Origin of the sequence: Micromonospora sp. NPDC050695 (assembly GCF_040654415.1) — a bacterium.
Taxonomy (GTDB): domain Bacteria; phylum Actinomycetota; class Actinomycetes; order Mycobacteriales; family Micromonosporaceae; genus Micromonospora.
The window spans coordinates 203,720-220,779 of record NZ_JBFAHZ010000002.1 but is presented as its reverse complement, the minus strand read 5'-3'; the positions used below and the strand labels follow the sequence as shown (position 1 = coordinate 220,779).

Genomic DNA, 17,060 nt, shown 5'->3' with positions numbered 1-17,060 from the left:
GCGGACCGGGGCTAACGGTGCAGTCTGCTGCCGAGCCAGCGCAGCTGCCGGCGGACGTGGACGGCCTCCCCGCCCTCGTGGCCGTTGAACGGGTAGACGTGCATCTCGCGCTCCGGCGGGACCGGCAGGCCGGACGCGGCGCCGTACTGGTTGTAGGCGGCGAATCCCGTCGTCGGTGGGCAGACGGTGTCGCGTAGGCCGATCCCGAAGTGCGCCGGCGCGGTGGCGCGGCGGGCCAGATTCACCGCGTCCACGTAGGACAACGTGCGCCACACCGCATCCTCGGCCTCCCGGTGCACGGCGAGGTAACGGGCGATCTCACCGTACGGTGCGGGGTCGCTGATCCGGACGCCCTGCTGCATGTCGCAGAGGAACGGGGCGGTGGTCAGCACCGCCGTGAGATCGTCCAGCAGACCGGCCACCGCCAGGGCGAGCCCGCCGCCCTGACTGTTGCCGACCACGGCCACGCGGGCGGCGTCGACCCCCGGCAGGGCGCGGACCGCCTCGACCGCCCGGACCGCGTCGGTGATCAGCCGGCGATAGTGGTAGTCACGCGGGTCGAGGATCCCCCAGGTGGCCGGCCAGGGGCCGCCGGGCGCGCCGTGCGGATCGGCGGTGTCGCCCGCGCCGTACTGCCCCGCCTGCCCCCGGTTGTCCATCAGCAGATGCGCGTACCCGGCCACCGGCCAGGTCAGCCGCTCGTGCGGCAGGCCGCGACCACGGCCGTAGCCGGCGAACTCCACCACGGCGGGCAACGGCTCCCGGACGCCGGCCGGGCGGGTGTACCAGGCGCGTACCGGGTCGCCGCCGAAGCCGGCGAATGTGACGTCCCAGGAGTCGAGCAGCGGTAGGTCGGTGGGCTCCGGACGGACGTCGACGAGCACCGGTCGGGCGGCGGCCCCGGCGAGGGTGTCGCGCCAGAACTGGTCGAAATCCTCGGGTTCGGCGACAGCGGGGGAGTACCGCTCAAGCTCGTCGAGATGCGGGGCGGAGTACGACACGGATCCTCGCAGGGTCAGTGCGGCTGAGCGGGGGGCGCGGTGCTCTCCCGGACGACCAGCTCGGTCACCAGGTCGATGCGGCTGGTCGCCGGCTCGTTGCCGCTGGCCAGGTCGAGCAGCATCTGGGTGGCGATGCCGGCCATGTCGCGCAGCGGCTGGTTGATGGTGGTGAGCGCCGGGTCGGTCCAGGCAGCGACCGGCAGGTTGTCGTACCCGATCACCGAAAGGTCCTCGGGCACCCGCAGGCCGCACTGCCGTGCGGCCCGGAGCACCCCCATGGCCTGGATGTCCGAGCCGGCGAAGATGGCGGTAGGGCGCTCCGGCAGGCGCAGCAGTTGCAACCCGTGGGTGTGCCCAGCGCCCGCCGAGAAGCTGCCGTAGCGGATCAGCTCCCGGTCGACCGCGAGCCCGGCCTCCTCGTGTGCGGACTGGAAGCCGGCCGCGCGGGCGCGGCTGCAGAGCACGTCGGGTGGCCCGGAGATGATCGCGATACGCCGGTGACCCAGCTCCAGCAGGTGCCGGGCGGCGAGCAGGCCGCCGTTCCAGTTGTTGGACCCGACGGTGGGCACCGACGCCGAGGTGGCGCTGTCGGTGTCGACGACGACGAACGGGATGCCGTGGCGTCGCAGGTGCTGTTGCTGGACCTCGGCCAGATGGGAGAGGACGAACACCACCCCCAGTGGACGGTCCGCGAGCACGGCGTCCAGCCAGCGCGGCGGTGGGCGGTGCGCCCCGTCGAGCTGAGCGACCGACAGTCCGAGGCCGGCCGCGCTGGTCACCGCCTCGACGCCGCGCAGGATCTCCATCGCCCAGCCCGTGTCGAACTGGTGGAAGACGAGGTCGACCCGCCCTCCGCTGGACGACGTGCGACGCGTGCGGCGCTGGTACCGGTGGCGGTCCAGGCTCGCCTCGACGCGCGCCCGGGTGCCGGGGGCGACATCACCGCGTCCGTTGAGGACCTTGGAGACCGTCGCGACCGAGACACCGACATCGGTGGCGATGGTCGCGATGGTGGTGGAGGCGGGTGGGTCGAGCGGGCGGTGCTCTGTCATCGCAGCCTCATACAACATCCGAAAGTTTCGGCAGACCTTAACACGAATGGTCGTTTGCGCCAGAGGGGTTGACATCGGCCGGACGTCCTCAAGACATCGATGGGGCTCTTGACACGTCCGGGTGGCGGACTTAGGTTGCCGAAAAGGTTACGCAGGTTTCCGGAAAGTTTCGGATCGTGCACCGTCCGCCACGCAGCCGGTCCCACCAGGGCTGCCGCCTGGCCGGAGCTAAGGGGTCGCGGCATGAGAAGTCAGTCGCCCGTCGACAGCGACATCGCGCCGTGGCGCGATCCGCACCTGTCGCCGTCCGAGCGGGCCGAGGCGCTCGTGTCGTTGATGTCGCTGGAAGAGAAGATCGCCCAGTTGATCGGGGTCTGGGTGGGCGCCGAGGCATCCGGCGAGGGCGTCGCCCCGCACCAGTCCGACATGATCGAGGGCCTTCCGGAGTGGACCGAGGTCATCCGGTACGGGCTGGGCCAACTCACCCGCCCGTTCGGCACCGCACCGGTCGACCCGGTGCTCGGTGCCCGATCGCTGGCCGCGTCCCAGGCGCAGATCGTGGCCGCCAGCCGGTTCGGCATCCCGGCGCAGGTGCACGAGGAGTGCCTCACCGGGTTCGCGGCCTGGCGGGCCACCGTCTATCCCAACCCGCTGGGCTGGGGCGCCTCCTTCGACCCCGAGCTGGTCGAGGAGATGGCCGGTCGGATCGGGCGGTCGATGCGCGCCGCCGGCGTACACCAGGGCCTCGCGCCCGTCCTCGACGTCACCCGCGACTACCGCTGGGGACGCACCGAGGAGACGATCGGTGAGGACCCGTACCTGGTGGGGACGACCGGCGCCGCCTACGTGCGGGGTCTGGAGCGGGCCGGTGTCGTGGCCACCCTGAAGCACTTCGCCGGCTACTCCGCCTCCCGGGGCGGGCGCAACCTCGCCCCGGTGCCGATGGGCCACCGCGAGCTGGCCGACGTCATCCTGCCGCCGTTCGAGATGGCCCTGCGGCTCGGCGGTGCCCGCTCGGTGATGAACTCCTACGCGGAGATCGACGGCCTGCCCGTCGCCGCCGACGAGGAGCTGCTGACCGGGCTGCTGCGGAACGAGTGGGGCTTCACCGGCACCGTGGTGGCCGACTACTTCGCGGTGCGCTTCATACAGACCCTGCACGGTGTCGCCGAACGCGCCGCCGACGCGGCCCACCTCGCCCTGCGAGCCGGGATCGATGTCGAGCTGCCCACCGTGGACGCCTTCGGCGAACCGCTGGTGGAGGCGGTGCGCGGCGGCGAGGTCGACGAGGCGCTGATCGACCGGGCGCTGCGCCGGGTGCTGATCCAGAAGATCGAGCTGGGCCTTCTCGACGAGGACTGGCGGGAGCTGCCCGACGACGTCGCGGACCTGCGGCTCGACGACGAGACCAGCCGGGACGTCGCCGTACGCCTGGCCCGCGAGTCCGTCGTCCTGCTGCGCGACACCGGCGCGCTGCCGCTGGCCACCGGCCAGCGGGTGGCCCTGGTGGGGCCGGTCGCCGACGATCCGATGGCCCTGCTCGGCTGCTACTCCTTCCCCAACCACGTCGGCGTCAACCACAGCGACCACGGACTCGGCCTGGACATCCCCACGCTCCGCGACGAGTTGGCCCGCCGCGTGCCGCTGCTCACCCACGAGCCCGGTTGTGCCATCACCGGAGCGGACACCTCGGGCATCCCGGCCGCGGTCGCCGTGGCGGCCGACGCCGACGTCTGTGTGCTCGCCGTCGGCGACCGAGCGGGGATGTTCGGCCGGGGCACCTCGGGCGAGGGCTGCGACGCCGCGGACCTGCGCCTGCCCGGTGTACAGGCCGAGCTGGTGCGAGCCGTCCTCGCCACCGGCACCCCGGTCGTCCTGGTGCTGATGACCGGGCGGCCGTACGCGCTCGGCCCCGAGTTCGACGCCGCGACCGCCGTGGTGCAGGCGTTCTTCCTCGGCCAGCGCGGCGGGCAGGCCCTCGCCGAGGTGCTCACCGGCGCGGTCAACCCGTCCGGGCGCCTACCGGTCAGCGTTCCCCGCGACGCGGGCGGTCTGCCGGCCACGTACCTGGCGCCGCCGCTCGGACGTCGCAGCAAGGTCTCCTCGGTCGATCCGACCCCGGCGTACCCGTTCGGCCACGGGCTGAGCTACACCACCTTCGACTGGTCCGACGCCACGGTCGTCGGGGCCGCCGACGAGGCGCGCGCCGAGGCGGGCGAGCCGGCCGCCTGGCCGGTCGACGGCGAGGCGCGGGTGCGGATCACCATCCGCAACAGCGGTACGCGGGCCGGCACCGAGGTGGTGCAGCTCTACCTGCACGATCCGGTCGCGCAGACCACCCGCCCGGTGGTCCGCCTCGTCGGCTACGCCCGGGTGCCGTTGGAGCCCGGTCAGTCGGCGCAGGTGACGTTCGGCGTACCGGCCGACGTCGCCTCGTTCACCGGGCTGTCCGGCCGGCGCGTCGTCGAGCCCGGCGCGGTCGAGTTGCGGTTCGGCCGCTCCAGCGGGGACACGGCGGCGACCCTGTCGCTGCGGCTGACCGGCGCCGAGCGCCAGGTCGGCCACCAGCGGGAACTGCTCACGTCGGTGCGGACCGAGCCTCTCGTGGCCGTCCGGCACTCCGCATAGGAGGCCGAGGATGACATCGACGCTACGGCCACCGCCGCCGGCGCCGCCCGGTGCTTCGGCGCAGGCGCGCAGCCCCGTCCCGCGGTCGCCGCGTCGTCGCCGGAGCTGGCGGCAGGCGCTGCGCCGGGACTGGCAGCTCTACTCGCTCGCCGTCCTGCCGCTGCTGTTCTTCCTGGTCTTCCGGTACCTGCCGATGATCGGCAACGTCATCGCGTTCCGCCGGTTCAAGCCGAGCGGCAGCATCTTCGGTGAGTACTGGGTCGGGCTGCGGTACTTCCGGATGTTCTTCACCGACCCGACGTTCTGGGACGTCTTCACCAACACCCTGCTGCTGGGGACATTGACCCTGCTGTTCTGCTTTCCGCTGCCGATCGTGCTGGCGCTCCTGCTCAACGAGGTGCGCACCCGCCGGCTCAAGCAGTTCGTGCAGTCGGTGTCCTACCTGCCGCACTTCCTGTCGATCGTGATCGTGGCGGCGATGGTCATGCAGTTGACCTCGATCGACGGCACCGTCAACCAGCTCGTCCAGGCCACCGGCGGCGAGGCGGTGCCGTTCCTGCAACGCGCCGAGTGGTTCCGGACGATCTACGTCTCGTCCGAGGTCTGGCAGACGGTCGGCTGGGGCACCATCCTCTACCTGGCCGCGCTCACCACCGTCGACGCCGACCTGTACGAGGCAGCCCGGATCGACGGCGCCAGCCGGTGGCGGCAGACCTGGCACGTCACGCTCCCCGGCATCCGGCCCACCATGGTGACGCTGCTGATCCTCAACATCGGCACCTTCATGGCGGTGGGGTTCGAGAAGATCCTCCTGCTCTACAACCCACTGACCTACCCGACCGCCGACGTCCTCTCCACCTACCTGTTCCGGATGGGCTTCGGGTCCAGCAACTTCAGCTACGCCGCCGCGATCGGCCTGTTCGAGGCCGTGATCGGGCTCGTGCTGGTCCTGACGGCGAATCTGATCGCCCGCCGTACGGTCGGGACGAGCCTGTGGTGACCATCGACGCCGCCGAGGCGACCAGCGGCAGCCCGAGGCCCGTCTCCGGACGCGGGCGGGGCGTGCGCCCGCCCCGGGGATACCGCGTGTTCCAGGCCGTCAACGCGGTCGTCCTGACCGCTGTGGTGGTGGTGACGCTGTACCCGTTCGTCAACGTGGTGGCCCGGTCCCTCAGCGACGAGGGATACATCATCGCGGGCCAGGTGAACCTCGTGCCGCGCGGGTTCAACCTGGACACCTACCGGCTGGTGCTCGCCGACTCGATGTTCTGGACGAACTACCGCAACACCGTCGTCTACACGGTCGTCGCCACGGTCATCTCCATCGTGCTGACCACCTGCTACGCCTACGTGTTGTCCAAGAAGCACCTGCGGGGACGGACCGCGCTGGTCGGCATCGCGGTCTTCACCATGTTCTTCTCCGGCGGCCTGATCCCCAACTACGTGCTGGTCACCAGCCTGGGCATGAAGAACACCATCTGGGCCATCGCGGTGCCCAACGCGATAAACGTGTTCAACCTGCTGGTGATGAAGGCGTTCTTCGAGAGTCTGCCGGACGAGCTGGAGGAGGCCGCCGCCGTCGACGGGCTCAACACGTACGGGATCCTGCTGCGCATCGTGCTGCCGCTGTCGAAGGCCATCGTCGCCACGATGGTGCTGTTCTACGCCGTGGCCTTCTGGAACTCCTGGTTCGCCGCCTTCCTCTACCTGGACCGGCAGGACCTGTGGCCGGTGACCATCTACCTGCGCAACCTGATCGCCGGGGCCACCGGCGCGGAGAACGTCGGCGCGATCGCCGAGGCCGACGAGGTGCAGGCCGAGGCGACGCTCAAGTCCGTGACGATCGTGCTCACCACCCTGCCCATCCTGCTCGTCTACCCCTTCGTCCAGCGGTACTTCGTCCGCGGCGTGATGCTCGGCGCCGTCAAGGGCTGACCAGCGCCCCGACCCGTCCCCTCAACCGAAAGGAACGCCATGCTCCACCGATCGTGGCGCCGTGCCGCGACAGCGGCAGTAGCCGCTCTGCTCGCGGCCACCAGCGTCGCCGCCTGTAGCGAGGACCCGTCCGACGCCAAGGACCTGTCGGAGAACCGGGCCGGTGCGATGTCCGACTACGGCATCGGCAAGCAGTTCACGGCGAGCGAGCCGGTCTCCTTCTCGATCCTCTACAACAACCACCCGAACTACCCGCTGCGCGACGACTGGCTCTTCTGGTCGGAGCTGAAGGCGCGGGCCAACGTCACGCTCACCCCGGTGGCCGTGCCGCTGAGCGACTACGAACAGAAGCGCAGCCTGTTGATCGGTGCGGGCGACGCTCCGATGATCATCCCGAAGACGTACCCCAGCCAGGAGGACGCGTACGTCTCCTCCGGGGCGATCCTGCCGGTCAGCGACTACCTGGACCTGATGCCGAACCTTCAGGACAAGATCTCGCGGTGGAACCTCAAGCCCGAGATCGACGGGCGGCGCCAGGAGGACGGCAAGTTCTACATCCTGCCGGGCGTGCACGAGAAGCCCTGGCAGGACTACTCGCTGGCGATCCGGACCGACATCCTCGACGAGCTGAACCTGACGGCCCCGAAGACCTGGGACGAGCTGTACACGGTGCTCAAGGCGATGAAGGCCAGATACCCGGACGTGTTTCCGTTCTCCGACCGTTGGAGCAAGCCCAACCCGGCCGGCAACCTGCTCAACATCCTGGCCGTGTCGTACGGGTTGCAGGGCGCGGGCTGGAACTTCCAGCACACCTCCTGGGACGCCACCGCCAAGAAGTTCGTGTACACCGGCGCCACCGAGCAGTACAAGCAGATGCTCCAGTACCTCAACAAGCTGGTGTCCGAGAAGCTGCTCGACCCGGAGAGCTTCACCCAGACCGACGACCAGGCCCGGCAGAAGCTCGCCAACGGCAAGTCGTTCGTGATCAGCGCCAACGCGCAGGCCGTTGTCAACGACTACCGGCCGGACCTGGCCAAGACCAACCCCACGGCGAAGATCAGCAAGATCCCGCTGCCGGTCGGGCCGGCCGGCGAGATCAATCCGGCCAGCCGGTTGGAGAACGGGGTGATGATCTCCGCGAAGGCCCGCGACAGCAAGAACTTCGTGGCGATGATGCAGTTCATCGACTGGCTCTGGTATTCCGACGCCGGCCAGGAGTTCGCCAAGTGGGGCGTGGAGGGGAAGACGTTCGTCCGGGACGCCGCCGGCATGCCGAAGCTGGCACCCGACGTCAACGTCATCGGCCTCAACCCGAAGGCGCCCAAGCACCTGCAGAAGGACTTCGGCTTCTACAACGGTGTCTTCGCCTACGGCGGCAAGCCGGAACTGGTGCAGGGTTTCTTCTCCGCCGAGGAGCAGGAGTTCCAGAAGGTGCTCAACGCCCGTCCGCCGACCGCGGTGCCTCCGCCGCACCCGTTGACCGACGAGGAGCGCGAGCAGGCGTCGTTGTGGGAGACGCCGCTGCGTGACCACGTCTACCAGGCGACCCTGCAGTTCGCGCTCGGCCAGCGCGACTTCGCCCAGTGGGACGCGTACGTGGCCGAGCTGAGGAGCAAGAACATGGACTCCTACCTGGACATGGTCAACAAGGCCCACGACCGCTACCAGAAGGACCACGGCTGACCGCCGGCCGGTCCGGTGGCGCACGCCGCGACCGGACCGGCCGACCACCGTCAGCCGGCGCAGCCGCATCGGAGAGGACGAGATGACGCGCATCAGCACCGCACCCACCGGGCGGCAGTTCGGCGACGGGCCACTGTCCCGGATCGCGTCCCGCGTCTACATCCTGCTCGTGGTCGAGGCGCTGCTCCTGCTCACCACCCTGCCCGGCCTGCTTCCGCTGCTGCTGCTCGGCCGTGACCCCAGCAACCTGCCGTTGGCCGCGCTGTTGCTGGTGCCGGTCGGCCCGGCGGTCTCCGCCGCCCTGTACGCCCTGCGCCACCAGCGACCCGACCTGACCGACCTGCGGCCCGCCGCCCTGTTCTGGCGCGGCTACCGGATCAATGTCGCGGGTGCGCTGCGCGTCTGGGTGCCGACGGTGCTGTGGCTGAGCGTGCTCGCGGTGAACCTCGCGTACCGGGACACGGTCGGCCTCGCGGGTTGGTGGGTCGTACCGCTGGTCCTGATCGCGGTGGGGGTGACGCTCTGCGCGGCCAACGCCCTGGTGATCACCGCGCTGTTCGACTTCCGCACCCGCGACGTCCTCCGCCTGGCCGTGCACTTCCTGGTGCGTGCGCCCGGAGTCACCGTCGGCAACGCCCTGCTGCTCGGCGCGGCGGCCGGGATCACGGCGGTCCTCTCCGAGGCGGTCCTGGCGCTGGTCGCCTCGATCGCGGTCCTGGCACTCCTGCGCGTCGGCGACCCGATGATCCACCTGATCCGGAAGGAGTTCACGTGATGGACGGGACGGCGCCGCGGCTGCCGGCGTACGGCGTCGTGGTGGTGCGGGAGGACAGGTGAGCAAGGACGAGTCGGTGGGAGTGGAGGAGCCGGTGTTTGTGGCAGAGCCGCTGAGCGCCGAGGAGTTGCGCGTGCACGCCGCCTGGCTGCCGCCGGAGGCGTTCCGGTCCCTCGGTGCGCGCCGTGTCCTCGTGCACGGTGACGGGCTGCTCGTCGACACCGTCCTCGACGAGGTGGCGGGCGCCTGCGCGCGCTACGGCGGCCGGGTGTGGCACTCGCCGTCGTGGGACGTCGACGTCGATCTGGTGCTCGCCCTGCGCGGCGCCGACGAGCTGCCCAGCGTGGCCGTGCAGGCGGCACGGTCGGCGGGCGAGGCGGCGCTGGTCGAGATCGGCGGCGGTGCGACGCTCGGCGACGAGGGATTCCTGTTGGCCCGGGCCGGTCAGGTGACCGTCGTGCTGGCCGACGCGCCCGCCGGCCTGCTGTACGGGCTGTTCCACCTCGTCCGGCTCTGCGCGGCGGCCTTCGACCCGAACCGCCCGCCGGAGCTGCACCGGCCCGCGCTGCGCCGCCGGATGCTGAACCACTGGGACAACGTGGCCGTGCACCCGGTGATGGGCCAGGTCGAACGGGGGTACGCGGGCGGCTCGATCTTCTGGCGCGACGGCCGTCCGCGCGGCGACCTGGCCCGGGTGCGGGAGTACGGCCGGCTGCTGGCGGCCAGCGGCGTCAACGCGATCTCGGTGAACAACGTCAACGTCGCGCGTACCGAGGCGTCGCTGCTCACCGAGCGGCTCGGCGACGTGGCCGAGATCGCGGACGTCCTGCGCCCGTACGGCATCCGGGTGCACCTGTCGGTCAGCTTCGCCGCGCCGGTCGTCCTCGGCGGGCTGTCGACGGCGGACCCGCTCGACGAGTCGGTACGGGACTGGTGGGCCGCCACCACCCGACGCGTGTACGAGCGGATCAGCGACTTCGGCGGCTACGTGGTGAAGGCCGACTCGGAGGGGCAGCCCGGCCCGTTCACGTACGGGCGCGACCACGCCGACGGTGCGAACCTGCTCGCCGAGGCCCTCGCACCGCACGGGGGAGTGGTGCACTGGCGGGCGTTCGTCTACAACCATCACCAGGACTGGCGGGACCGCTCCACCGACCGGGCCCGGGCCGCGTACGACCATTTCACCCCCCTCGACGGACGGTTCCGCACCAACGTGATCCTCCAGGTGAAGTTCGGTCCGGTGGACTTCCAGGCGCGCGAGCCGGTCTCGCCGGTGCTCGCCGCGATGCCGGCGACCCGGCTGGCGGTGGAATTGCAGGTCACCCAGGAGTACACGGGCCAGCAGCGGCACGTCTGCCACCTCGGGCCGTGGTGGGGCGAGGTGCTGCGCTTCGCGCCCTGGGGTCCGGGCGGACGGACGATCGCCGACGTGGCCACCGGGGAGGCGGGGGCGGGCGGTGGCCTCGTCGCCGTCGCCAACACCGGTGACGACCCGTTCTGGACCGGGCACCCGTTGGCGCAGGCCAACCTGTACACGTTCGGCCGGCTTGCCTGGGACCCCGCCCTGGATCCGACGGCGGTCCTCGACGAGTGGATCGCGCTGACCTTCCCGCCGTCGGCGACCGCCGATCCGGAGCTGGTGGGGCGGACGCTGCACGAGATCATGGACGACTCCTGGCGCACCTACGAGCGGTACACCGCGCCGCTGGGTGTCGGCTTCATGGTCCACCCCGGCGACCACTACGGCCCCGACGTGGACGGGTACGAGTACTCGCGGTGGGGCACCTACCACTTCGCCGACCGGGACGGCGTCGGCGTGGACCGCAGTCGCGCGTCGGGCACCGGTTTCGCGGGGCAGTACCCGCCGTACTGGGCGCAGGTGTACGAGTCGCCGCGGACGTGCCCCGACGAGCTGCTGCTCTTCTTCCACCACGTGCCGTACTCCCACGTCCTGCACGACGGGTCGACCGTCATCCAGCACATCTACGACACCCACTTCGCGGGCGTGGAGGAGGTGGAGGCGATGCGGCGGCGGTGGCGGACGCTCAACGGGATGATCGACCCCGCGGTGTACGAACGGGTGGCCGACCGTCTCGACGAGCAGGTGCGCTGCGCCACCGAATGGCGGGACCAGATCAACACGTACTTCCTCCGCAAGTCCGGCGTGCCGGACGCGCGGGGGCGACGCATCTACTGACCCGGCCGGCCCGCGCTCACCACGGGTGCACGGTGCCGTCCTCCAACCTGTTCACCGGCAGGTACGCCGGCGCGTACGGGTACCGTGCGGCGGCCTCCTCGTCGATGTCCACGCCGAGACCGGGGGCTTCGGCGGGATGCAGGTACCCGTCGGCGTAGTGGTAGCCGTGCGGGAAGACGTCGTCGGTCTGCTCGGTGTGCCGCATGTATTCCTGCAGGCCGAAGTTGGGGATCGAGATGTCGAGCTGCAGCGCGGCGGCCATGCAGACGGGGGAGAGGTCGGTGGCCCCGTGCGAGCCGCTGCGGACGTGGTGCAGGGCGGCGAGGTCGAAGATGCGGCGCAGGTGGGTGATCCCGCCGGCGTGCACCACCGTGGCGCGGATGTAGTCGATGAGCTGCTCGCGGATGAGCTGGGCGGCGTCGAAGACGGTGTTGAAGACCTCGCCGACGGCGACCGGGGTGGTGGTGTGCTGCCGGATCAGCCGGAAGCCCTCCTGCAGGTCGGCGGGGACCGGATCCTCCATCCAGGTCAGCGCGTACGGCTCCAGGCTGCGACCGAGCCGAGCCGCCTCGATCGGCGTGAGCCGGTGGTGCACGTCGTGCAGCAGCCGCAGGGTGGGGCCGAACTCGTCGCGGACGCGGGCGAACACCGTCGGCACGTGCGACAGGTAGCGCTGCGTCGACCAGGTGGCCTCGCTGGGCAGCGCGGCGTCGGCCGGCTCGTAGAAGAGCTTGTCGGCGCTGACCCCGTACGTCTTGGGGAGGCCGGGCACGCCGCACTGCACCCGTACGGCCCGGTAGCCGAGGTCGACGTAGCGGGCGACCTCCACCAGCACCTCCTCGACGGTCTCGCCGTTGGCGTGGCCGTACACGGTGACGCCCTCGCGGGACCGGCCGCCGAGCAGCTGGTAGACCGGCAGGCCGGCGACCTTGCCCTTGATGTCCCACAGCGCGGTGTCCACGGCGGCGATCGCGCTCATCGTGACCGGACCGCGCCGCCAGTACGCCCCCTGGTACAGGTACTGCCAGGTGTCCTCGATCCGCGCCGGATCCCGGCCGATCAGCAGCGGCGCCACGTGGTCGCGCAGGTACGACGCGACGGCCAGCTCCCGGCCGTTGAGGGTGGCGTCTCCGACGCCGGTGACCCCCTCATCGGTGACGATCTTGAGGGTGACGAAGTTGCGGCCCGGACAGGTCACGATGACCCGGGCGTCGACGATCTTCACTCGATCTCCTTCGTGCCCACGGGTCTCTGTGGAGGCTCGTAGGGGGGTGGCGCGAGGGATGCGGGAGGCCCGACAGGTTTCGAGAACGTCCCGATAATAGCCCGCGATCAAGGCCCGGCGATCCCTCCCGCAGCTCCGTCCGGGTGTGCAGGTGGAGGCCCGATCCCGGACGGCGAAAGGTTTCCGGAAGTATTGACAATCGAGTGTGCTCGATTGAAGCTGACGTGGTCACGCGAGCCGCGGTCAGGGTCGGGCGAAGGGCAGTCCTCGACTTACTCCCCTTCCATGCGCCATTTTCCGAGGGATCGCGAAGGATGACAATCAAGACAAGGCTGCTCGGCGCCGTCATGGCTGCCCTCACGCTGGCCGCCGCCGCGCTCACGTTCGCCACACCGGCGTCGGCGGCGACGCTGACGCAGGTGACCGGCTTCGGCACCAATCCCACCAACCTCCAGATGCACCTGTACGTCCCGGACCGCGTGGCGTCCCGGCCGGCGATCCTGCTCGCGCTGCACTACTGCACCGGGTCGGGGCCGGCGTTCCACTCGGGCACCCAGTACGCGTCGCTCGCGGACCGGTACGGGTTCATCGTCATCTACCCATCGGTGACCCGCAGCAGCAAGTGCTGGGACGTGGCCTCACCGCAGGCCCTGCGCCGCGGCGGGGGCAGCGACCCGGTCGGGCTCATGGCGATGGTCGACTACGTGCGGCAGCGCTACGCCGCCGACCCGGCGCGGATCTTCGCCACCGGCACGTCGTCCGGGGCGATGATGACGAACGTCATGCTGGGTGACTACCCGGACGTGTTCGCCGCGGGCGCCTCCTTCGCCGGAGTGCCGTTCGGCTGTTTCGCCACCGGGGGCAGCTCGGAGTGGAACAGCGAGTGCGCCAACGGGCAGCTCATCAGGACCGCCCAGCAGTGGGGTGACCTGGTCCGTGGGGCGTACCCCGGCTACACCGGGCAGCGGCCACGGATGCAGATCTGGCACGGCACCAACGACGAGACGCTGCGCTACCCGAACTTCGGCGAGCAGGTCAAGCAGTGGACCAACGTGCACGGGTTGAGCCAGACCCCGACGTACACCGACTCGCCGCAGTCCGGCTACACCCGCACCCGGTACGGCAGCAGCGGCCCGACGGCCCCGGTCGAGGCGATCAGCATGCAGGGTGTCTCGCACAACCTGCCGGTCGACGCCGCACAGGTGATCCGCTTCTTCGGCCTGGACGGCACCGTTCCACCGCCGACGACGCCACCACCCACGACTCCGCCACCCACCACGCCGCCCCCGACGACCCCACCGCCGACCACTCCGCCGCCCGGTGCGGGTGCCTGCCGGGTCGGCTACACGGTCAACGCCTGGAACAACGGTCTGACCGCGAGCGTGACCATCACCAACACCGGTACCGCCGCCGTGAACGGATGGGCGCTGACCTTCACGCTGCCCGGCGGCCAGATCATCACCAGCGGCTGGAACGCCACCTACTCCCCGACGAGCGGAGCGGTGACCGCCCGCAACGTCTCCTACAACGCCACCCTCGCCCCGAACGCGTCTGTCGACATCGGGTTCCAGGCCACCCACCAGGGCGGCACCGGCAAACCCTCGTCGTTCGCCCTCAACGGGGCCACCTGCGCGGTCTCCTGACCACCGCCACCACCCAGAACGGAGTCGCACGATGAGAAACACGACATGGAGGGCGGCATCGAGAGCCGCCCTCGCGCTGACCGGGGCCGGCGCGCTCGCCGCCGGTATGGCGATGGTCCTGGTGACGCCCGCCTCCGCCGGCACCACGCTGGGCGCGTCCGCGGCCGAGAAGGGCCGTTACTTCGGTACGGCGGTGGCCGCGAACAAGCTCTCGGACAGCGCGTACACCACGATTTTGAACCGCGAGTTCACCATGGTGACGGCCGAGAACGAGATGAAGATCGACGCGACCGAGCCGCAGCAGGGCCAGTTCCGCTACAGCCAGGCGGACCCGATCGTCAACCACGCGCGTACCCACGGCATGCAGGTACGCGGCCACACCCTGGCCTGGCACGGCCAGCAGCCGGGGTGGATGCAGGGCATGGAGGGCACCGCGCTGCGCACCGCGATGCTCAACCATGTGACGCAGGTAGTGAGCCACTACCGGGGACAGATCTATTCCTGGGATGTGGTGAACGAGGCGTTCGCCGACGGCAACTCCGGTGGCCGCCGGGACTCGAACCTGCAGCGCACCGGCAACGACTGGATCGAGGCCGCGTTCCGCGCCGCCCGCGCCGCCGACCCGGGCGCGAAGCTCTGTTACAACGACTACAACACCGACAACTGGACCTGGGCCAAGACGCAGGGCGTCTACAACATGGTGCGGGACTTCAAGGCCCGTGGCGTGCCGATCGACTGCGTCGGCTTCCAGTCGCACTTCAACAACGACTCGCCGTACGTCAGCAACTACCGCACCACGCTGTCGAGCTTCGCGGCGCTCGGCGTGGACGTGCAGATCACCGAGTTGGACATCCAGGGCGCTCCGGCGAACACCTACCGCAGCGTGGTGGAGGACTGCCTCGCGGTGGCCCGCTGCAACGGGATCACGGTGTGGGGGATCCGGGACAGCGACTCGTGGCGGGCCTCGCAGACCCCGCTGCTGTTCAACAGCAACGGCTCGAAGAAGCCGGCGTACGACGCGGTCCTCGCCGCGTTGAACAACGGCACCACCCCGCCCACGACCCCGCCGCCGACCACCACCCCGCCGCCGACCGACCCGCCGCCCACGACCCCGCCCCCGGGTACGGGTGCCTGCACCGCGACGGTGACGGTGAACCAGTGGACGGGCGGCTTCGTGGCGAACGTACGGGTGACGGCCGGCTCGTCGGCCCTCAACGGCTGGACGGTGACGATCGCGTTGCCGTCCGGGGCGACGGTCACCAACGCTTGGAGTGCCGACCGCAGCGGTAACACCGGCACGACGAACTGGACGAACGTGGCCTACAACGGCCAGGTCGGCGCCGGGCAGTCCACCGAGTTCGGGTTCCAGGCCAACGGCACCGCCGGCAGCCTGAGCCCCACCTGCGCGGCACGCTGACGCAGACCCCGGCCGGTGCGGAGGGTGGCCCGAACCCTTCGCACCGGCCGGCCCTTCCCCTGTCGGGGCGCTACCTCTGGGCTAACCGTCGATGCGGGTGATGTTGCGGATCTTGTTGGACGCGTCCAGGGCGGCCACCTTGTAGGCCTCGGCGAGTGTCGGATAGTTGAACACCGCGTCGACCAGGTAGTCGATCGTGCCGCCGCAGCCGATGACGGCTTGCCCAATGTGGACGATCTCGGTGGCGGCGGTGCCGAACACGTGCACCCCGAGCAGCCGGCCGTCGTCGGGGGAGACGAGCAGCTTCAGCATGCCGTACGAGTCACCCACGATCTGGCCCCGGGCCAGCTCCCGGTAGCGGGCGATGCCCACCTCGAACGGCGTCGACGCTTCGGTGAGCTGCGCCTCGGTCTGCCCGACGAAGCTGATCTCCGGGATCGTGTAGATGCCGATGGGTTGCAGGCCGTGCATCTCGCGGATCGGTTCGCCGCAGGCGTGCTGCGCGGCCAGCCGGCCCTGCTCCATCGAGGTGGACGCGAGCGCCGGGAAGCCGATCACGTCACCGACGGCGTAGATGTTGTCCACCGAGGTGCGGTAGTTGGCGTCGACCGTGATCCGGCCCCGCCGGTCCGCCTCCAACCCGGCCGCCTCCAGCGCCAGATCGTCGGTCTGGCCCTGCCGGCCGGCCGAGTACATGACGGTGTCCGCGACGATCTTCTTGCCGCTCTTGAGGATGCACAACGCCGCCGTCTGGTGTTTCTCCACCGCGGCGACCTCCTCGCCGAAGCGGAACGCCACGGACAGGTCGCGCAGGTGGTACTTGAGTGACTCGACGACCTCGTCGTCGCAGAAGTCGAGCATCCGGTCGCGGCGTTCCACGACCGTCACCTTCGTGCCGAGGGCCGCGAACATCGACGCGTACTCCATGCCGATCACGCCGGCGCCGACCACCACCATGCTGCGAGGTACGGCCTGCAGGTTGATGACGCCGTCGGAGTCGACGATCGTGCGGTCGTCGAAGTCGACGCTGTCCGGGCGGGCCGGGCGGGTGCCGGCCGCGATGATGATTTTGTCGAAGGTCACCCGGGACTCGCGGCCGGAGCCGCCGTCGACCCAGATGGTGTGCGCGTCGGCGAACCGGCCCGTACCGGTGATCATCGCGACCCGGTTGCGGGCGAGCTGGTTGCGGATGACGTCGGTCTGCCGGGTGATCACGTGCTGGGTCCGGGCGGCCAGGTCGCTGACCGTGATCTCCTCCTTGACCCGGTAGCTGCTGCCGTACAGGTCGCGCTGGCTCAGGCCGGTCAGGTAGAGCACGGCCTCGCGCAGCGTCTTGGACGGGACGGTGCCGGTGTTGATGCACACCCCACCGATCATGTCGCGGCGGTCCACGATGCCGACCCGCCTGCCCAGTTTGGCGGCGGCGATCGCCGCCTTCTGACCGCTGGGTCCGGAGCCCAGCACCACCAGGTCGTAGTCATACACGAGCGTTAGCGTCGCAAGA

Annotated in this window: 12 protein-coding genes; 8 read left to right on the top strand and 4 right to left on the bottom strand. The window is 70.4% G+C overall.

Annotated features, from left to right (window positions below):
- Positions 1-11: 11 nt before the first annotated feature.
- Both AB0H52_RS02625 and AB0H52_RS02620 read right to left on the bottom strand, forming a co-directional pair.
- Positions 12-1,001: an acetylxylan esterase gene (locus tag AB0H52_RS02625; RefSeq protein WP_151490399.1), complete on the bottom strand. Its 990-nt coding sequence runs from the start codon at positions 999-1,001 to the stop codon at positions 12-14.
- A gap of 14 nt (positions 1,002-1,015) precedes the next feature.
- Positions 1,016-2,053, bottom strand: a complete 1,038-nt coding sequence (locus AB0H52_RS02620; protein WP_278122299.1) for a LacI family DNA-binding transcriptional regulator — start codon at positions 2,051-2,053, stop codon at positions 1,016-1,018.
- 243 nt (positions 2,054-2,296) lie between these two features.
- On the opposite strand from AB0H52_RS02620, the gene AB0H52_RS02615 reads away from it, so the two are divergent.
- The 6 genes from AB0H52_RS02615 (at position 2,297) to AB0H52_RS02590 (ending at position 11,271) form a co-directional block, all read left to right on the top strand.
- Entirely contained in the window at positions 2,297-4,681 is a 2,385-nt protein-coding gene (locus AB0H52_RS02615; protein WP_151490401.1) for a glycoside hydrolase family 3 N-terminal domain-containing protein, read from the top strand.
- Between the two features lie 10 nt (positions 4,682-4,691).
- Positions 4,692-5,681 (top strand): ABC transporter permease subunit, encoded by a 990-nt coding sequence (locus AB0H52_RS02610; protein WP_357944771.1) that lies wholly within the window; start codon positions 4,692-4,694, stop codon positions 5,679-5,681.
- Positions 5,678-6,616, top strand: a complete 939-nt coding sequence (locus AB0H52_RS02605; protein ID WP_357944768.1) for a carbohydrate ABC transporter permease — start codon at positions 5,678-5,680, stop codon at positions 6,614-6,616. Before AB0H52_RS02610 ends, AB0H52_RS02605 begins: the two co-directional genes overlap by 4 nt.
- A gap of 39 nt (positions 6,617-6,655) precedes the next feature.
- The gene (locus AB0H52_RS02600; protein WP_151490403.1) at positions 6,656-8,299 is read left to right on the top strand and encodes an extracellular solute-binding protein; all 1,644 of its coding nucleotides are present in this window, start codon (positions 6,656-6,658) and stop codon (positions 8,297-8,299) included.
- 82 nt (positions 8,300-8,381) lie between these two features.
- Positions 8,382-9,074: a DUF624 domain-containing protein gene (locus tag AB0H52_RS02595; RefSeq protein WP_151490404.1), complete on the top strand. Its 693-nt coding sequence runs from the start codon at positions 8,382-8,384 to the stop codon at positions 9,072-9,074.
- A 58-nt stretch (positions 9,075-9,132) separates the two neighbouring features.
- Positions 9,133-11,271 carry an alpha-glucuronidase gene (locus AB0H52_RS02590; RefSeq protein WP_357944765.1) on the top strand — a complete coding sequence of 713 codons (2,139 nt, stop codon included), beginning with the start codon at positions 9,133-9,135 and terminating at the stop codon, positions 11,269-11,271.
- A gap of 16 nt (positions 11,272-11,287) precedes the next feature.
- Here the strand turns inward: AB0H52_RS02590 and manD are convergent, their stop codons facing one another.
- A complete protein-coding gene (manD, locus tag AB0H52_RS02585) occupies positions 11,288-12,496 on the bottom strand; it encodes a D-mannonate dehydratase ManD (RefSeq protein ID WP_151493282.1) in 1,209 nt (402 codons plus the stop codon).
- Between the two features lie 314 nt (positions 12,497-12,810).
- Here manD and AB0H52_RS02580 point away from each other — a divergent pair, with 314 nt between their 5' ends.
- Positions 12,811-14,139 carry a PHB depolymerase family esterase gene (locus AB0H52_RS02580; protein ID WP_278122305.1) on the top strand — a complete coding sequence of 443 codons (1,329 nt, stop codon included), beginning with the start codon at positions 12,811-12,813 and terminating at the stop codon, positions 14,137-14,139.
- A 106-nt stretch (positions 14,140-14,245) separates the two neighbouring features.
- On the top strand, positions 14,246-15,556 hold the full coding sequence (locus AB0H52_RS02575; protein ID WP_357944824.1) for an endo-1,4-beta-xylanase: 1,311 nt from the start codon (positions 14,246-14,248) through the stop codon (positions 15,554-15,556).
- Positions 15,557-15,637: 81 nt separating this feature from the next.
- Here AB0H52_RS02575 and sthA read toward each other — a convergent pair whose 3' ends face one another.
- A complete protein-coding gene (gene sthA, locus AB0H52_RS02570; RefSeq protein ID WP_151489848.1) occupies positions 15,638-17,041 on the bottom strand; it encodes a Si-specific NAD(P)(+) transhydrogenase in 1,404 nt (467 codons plus the stop codon).
- Between the last annotated feature and the right edge of the window lie 19 nt (positions 17,042-17,060).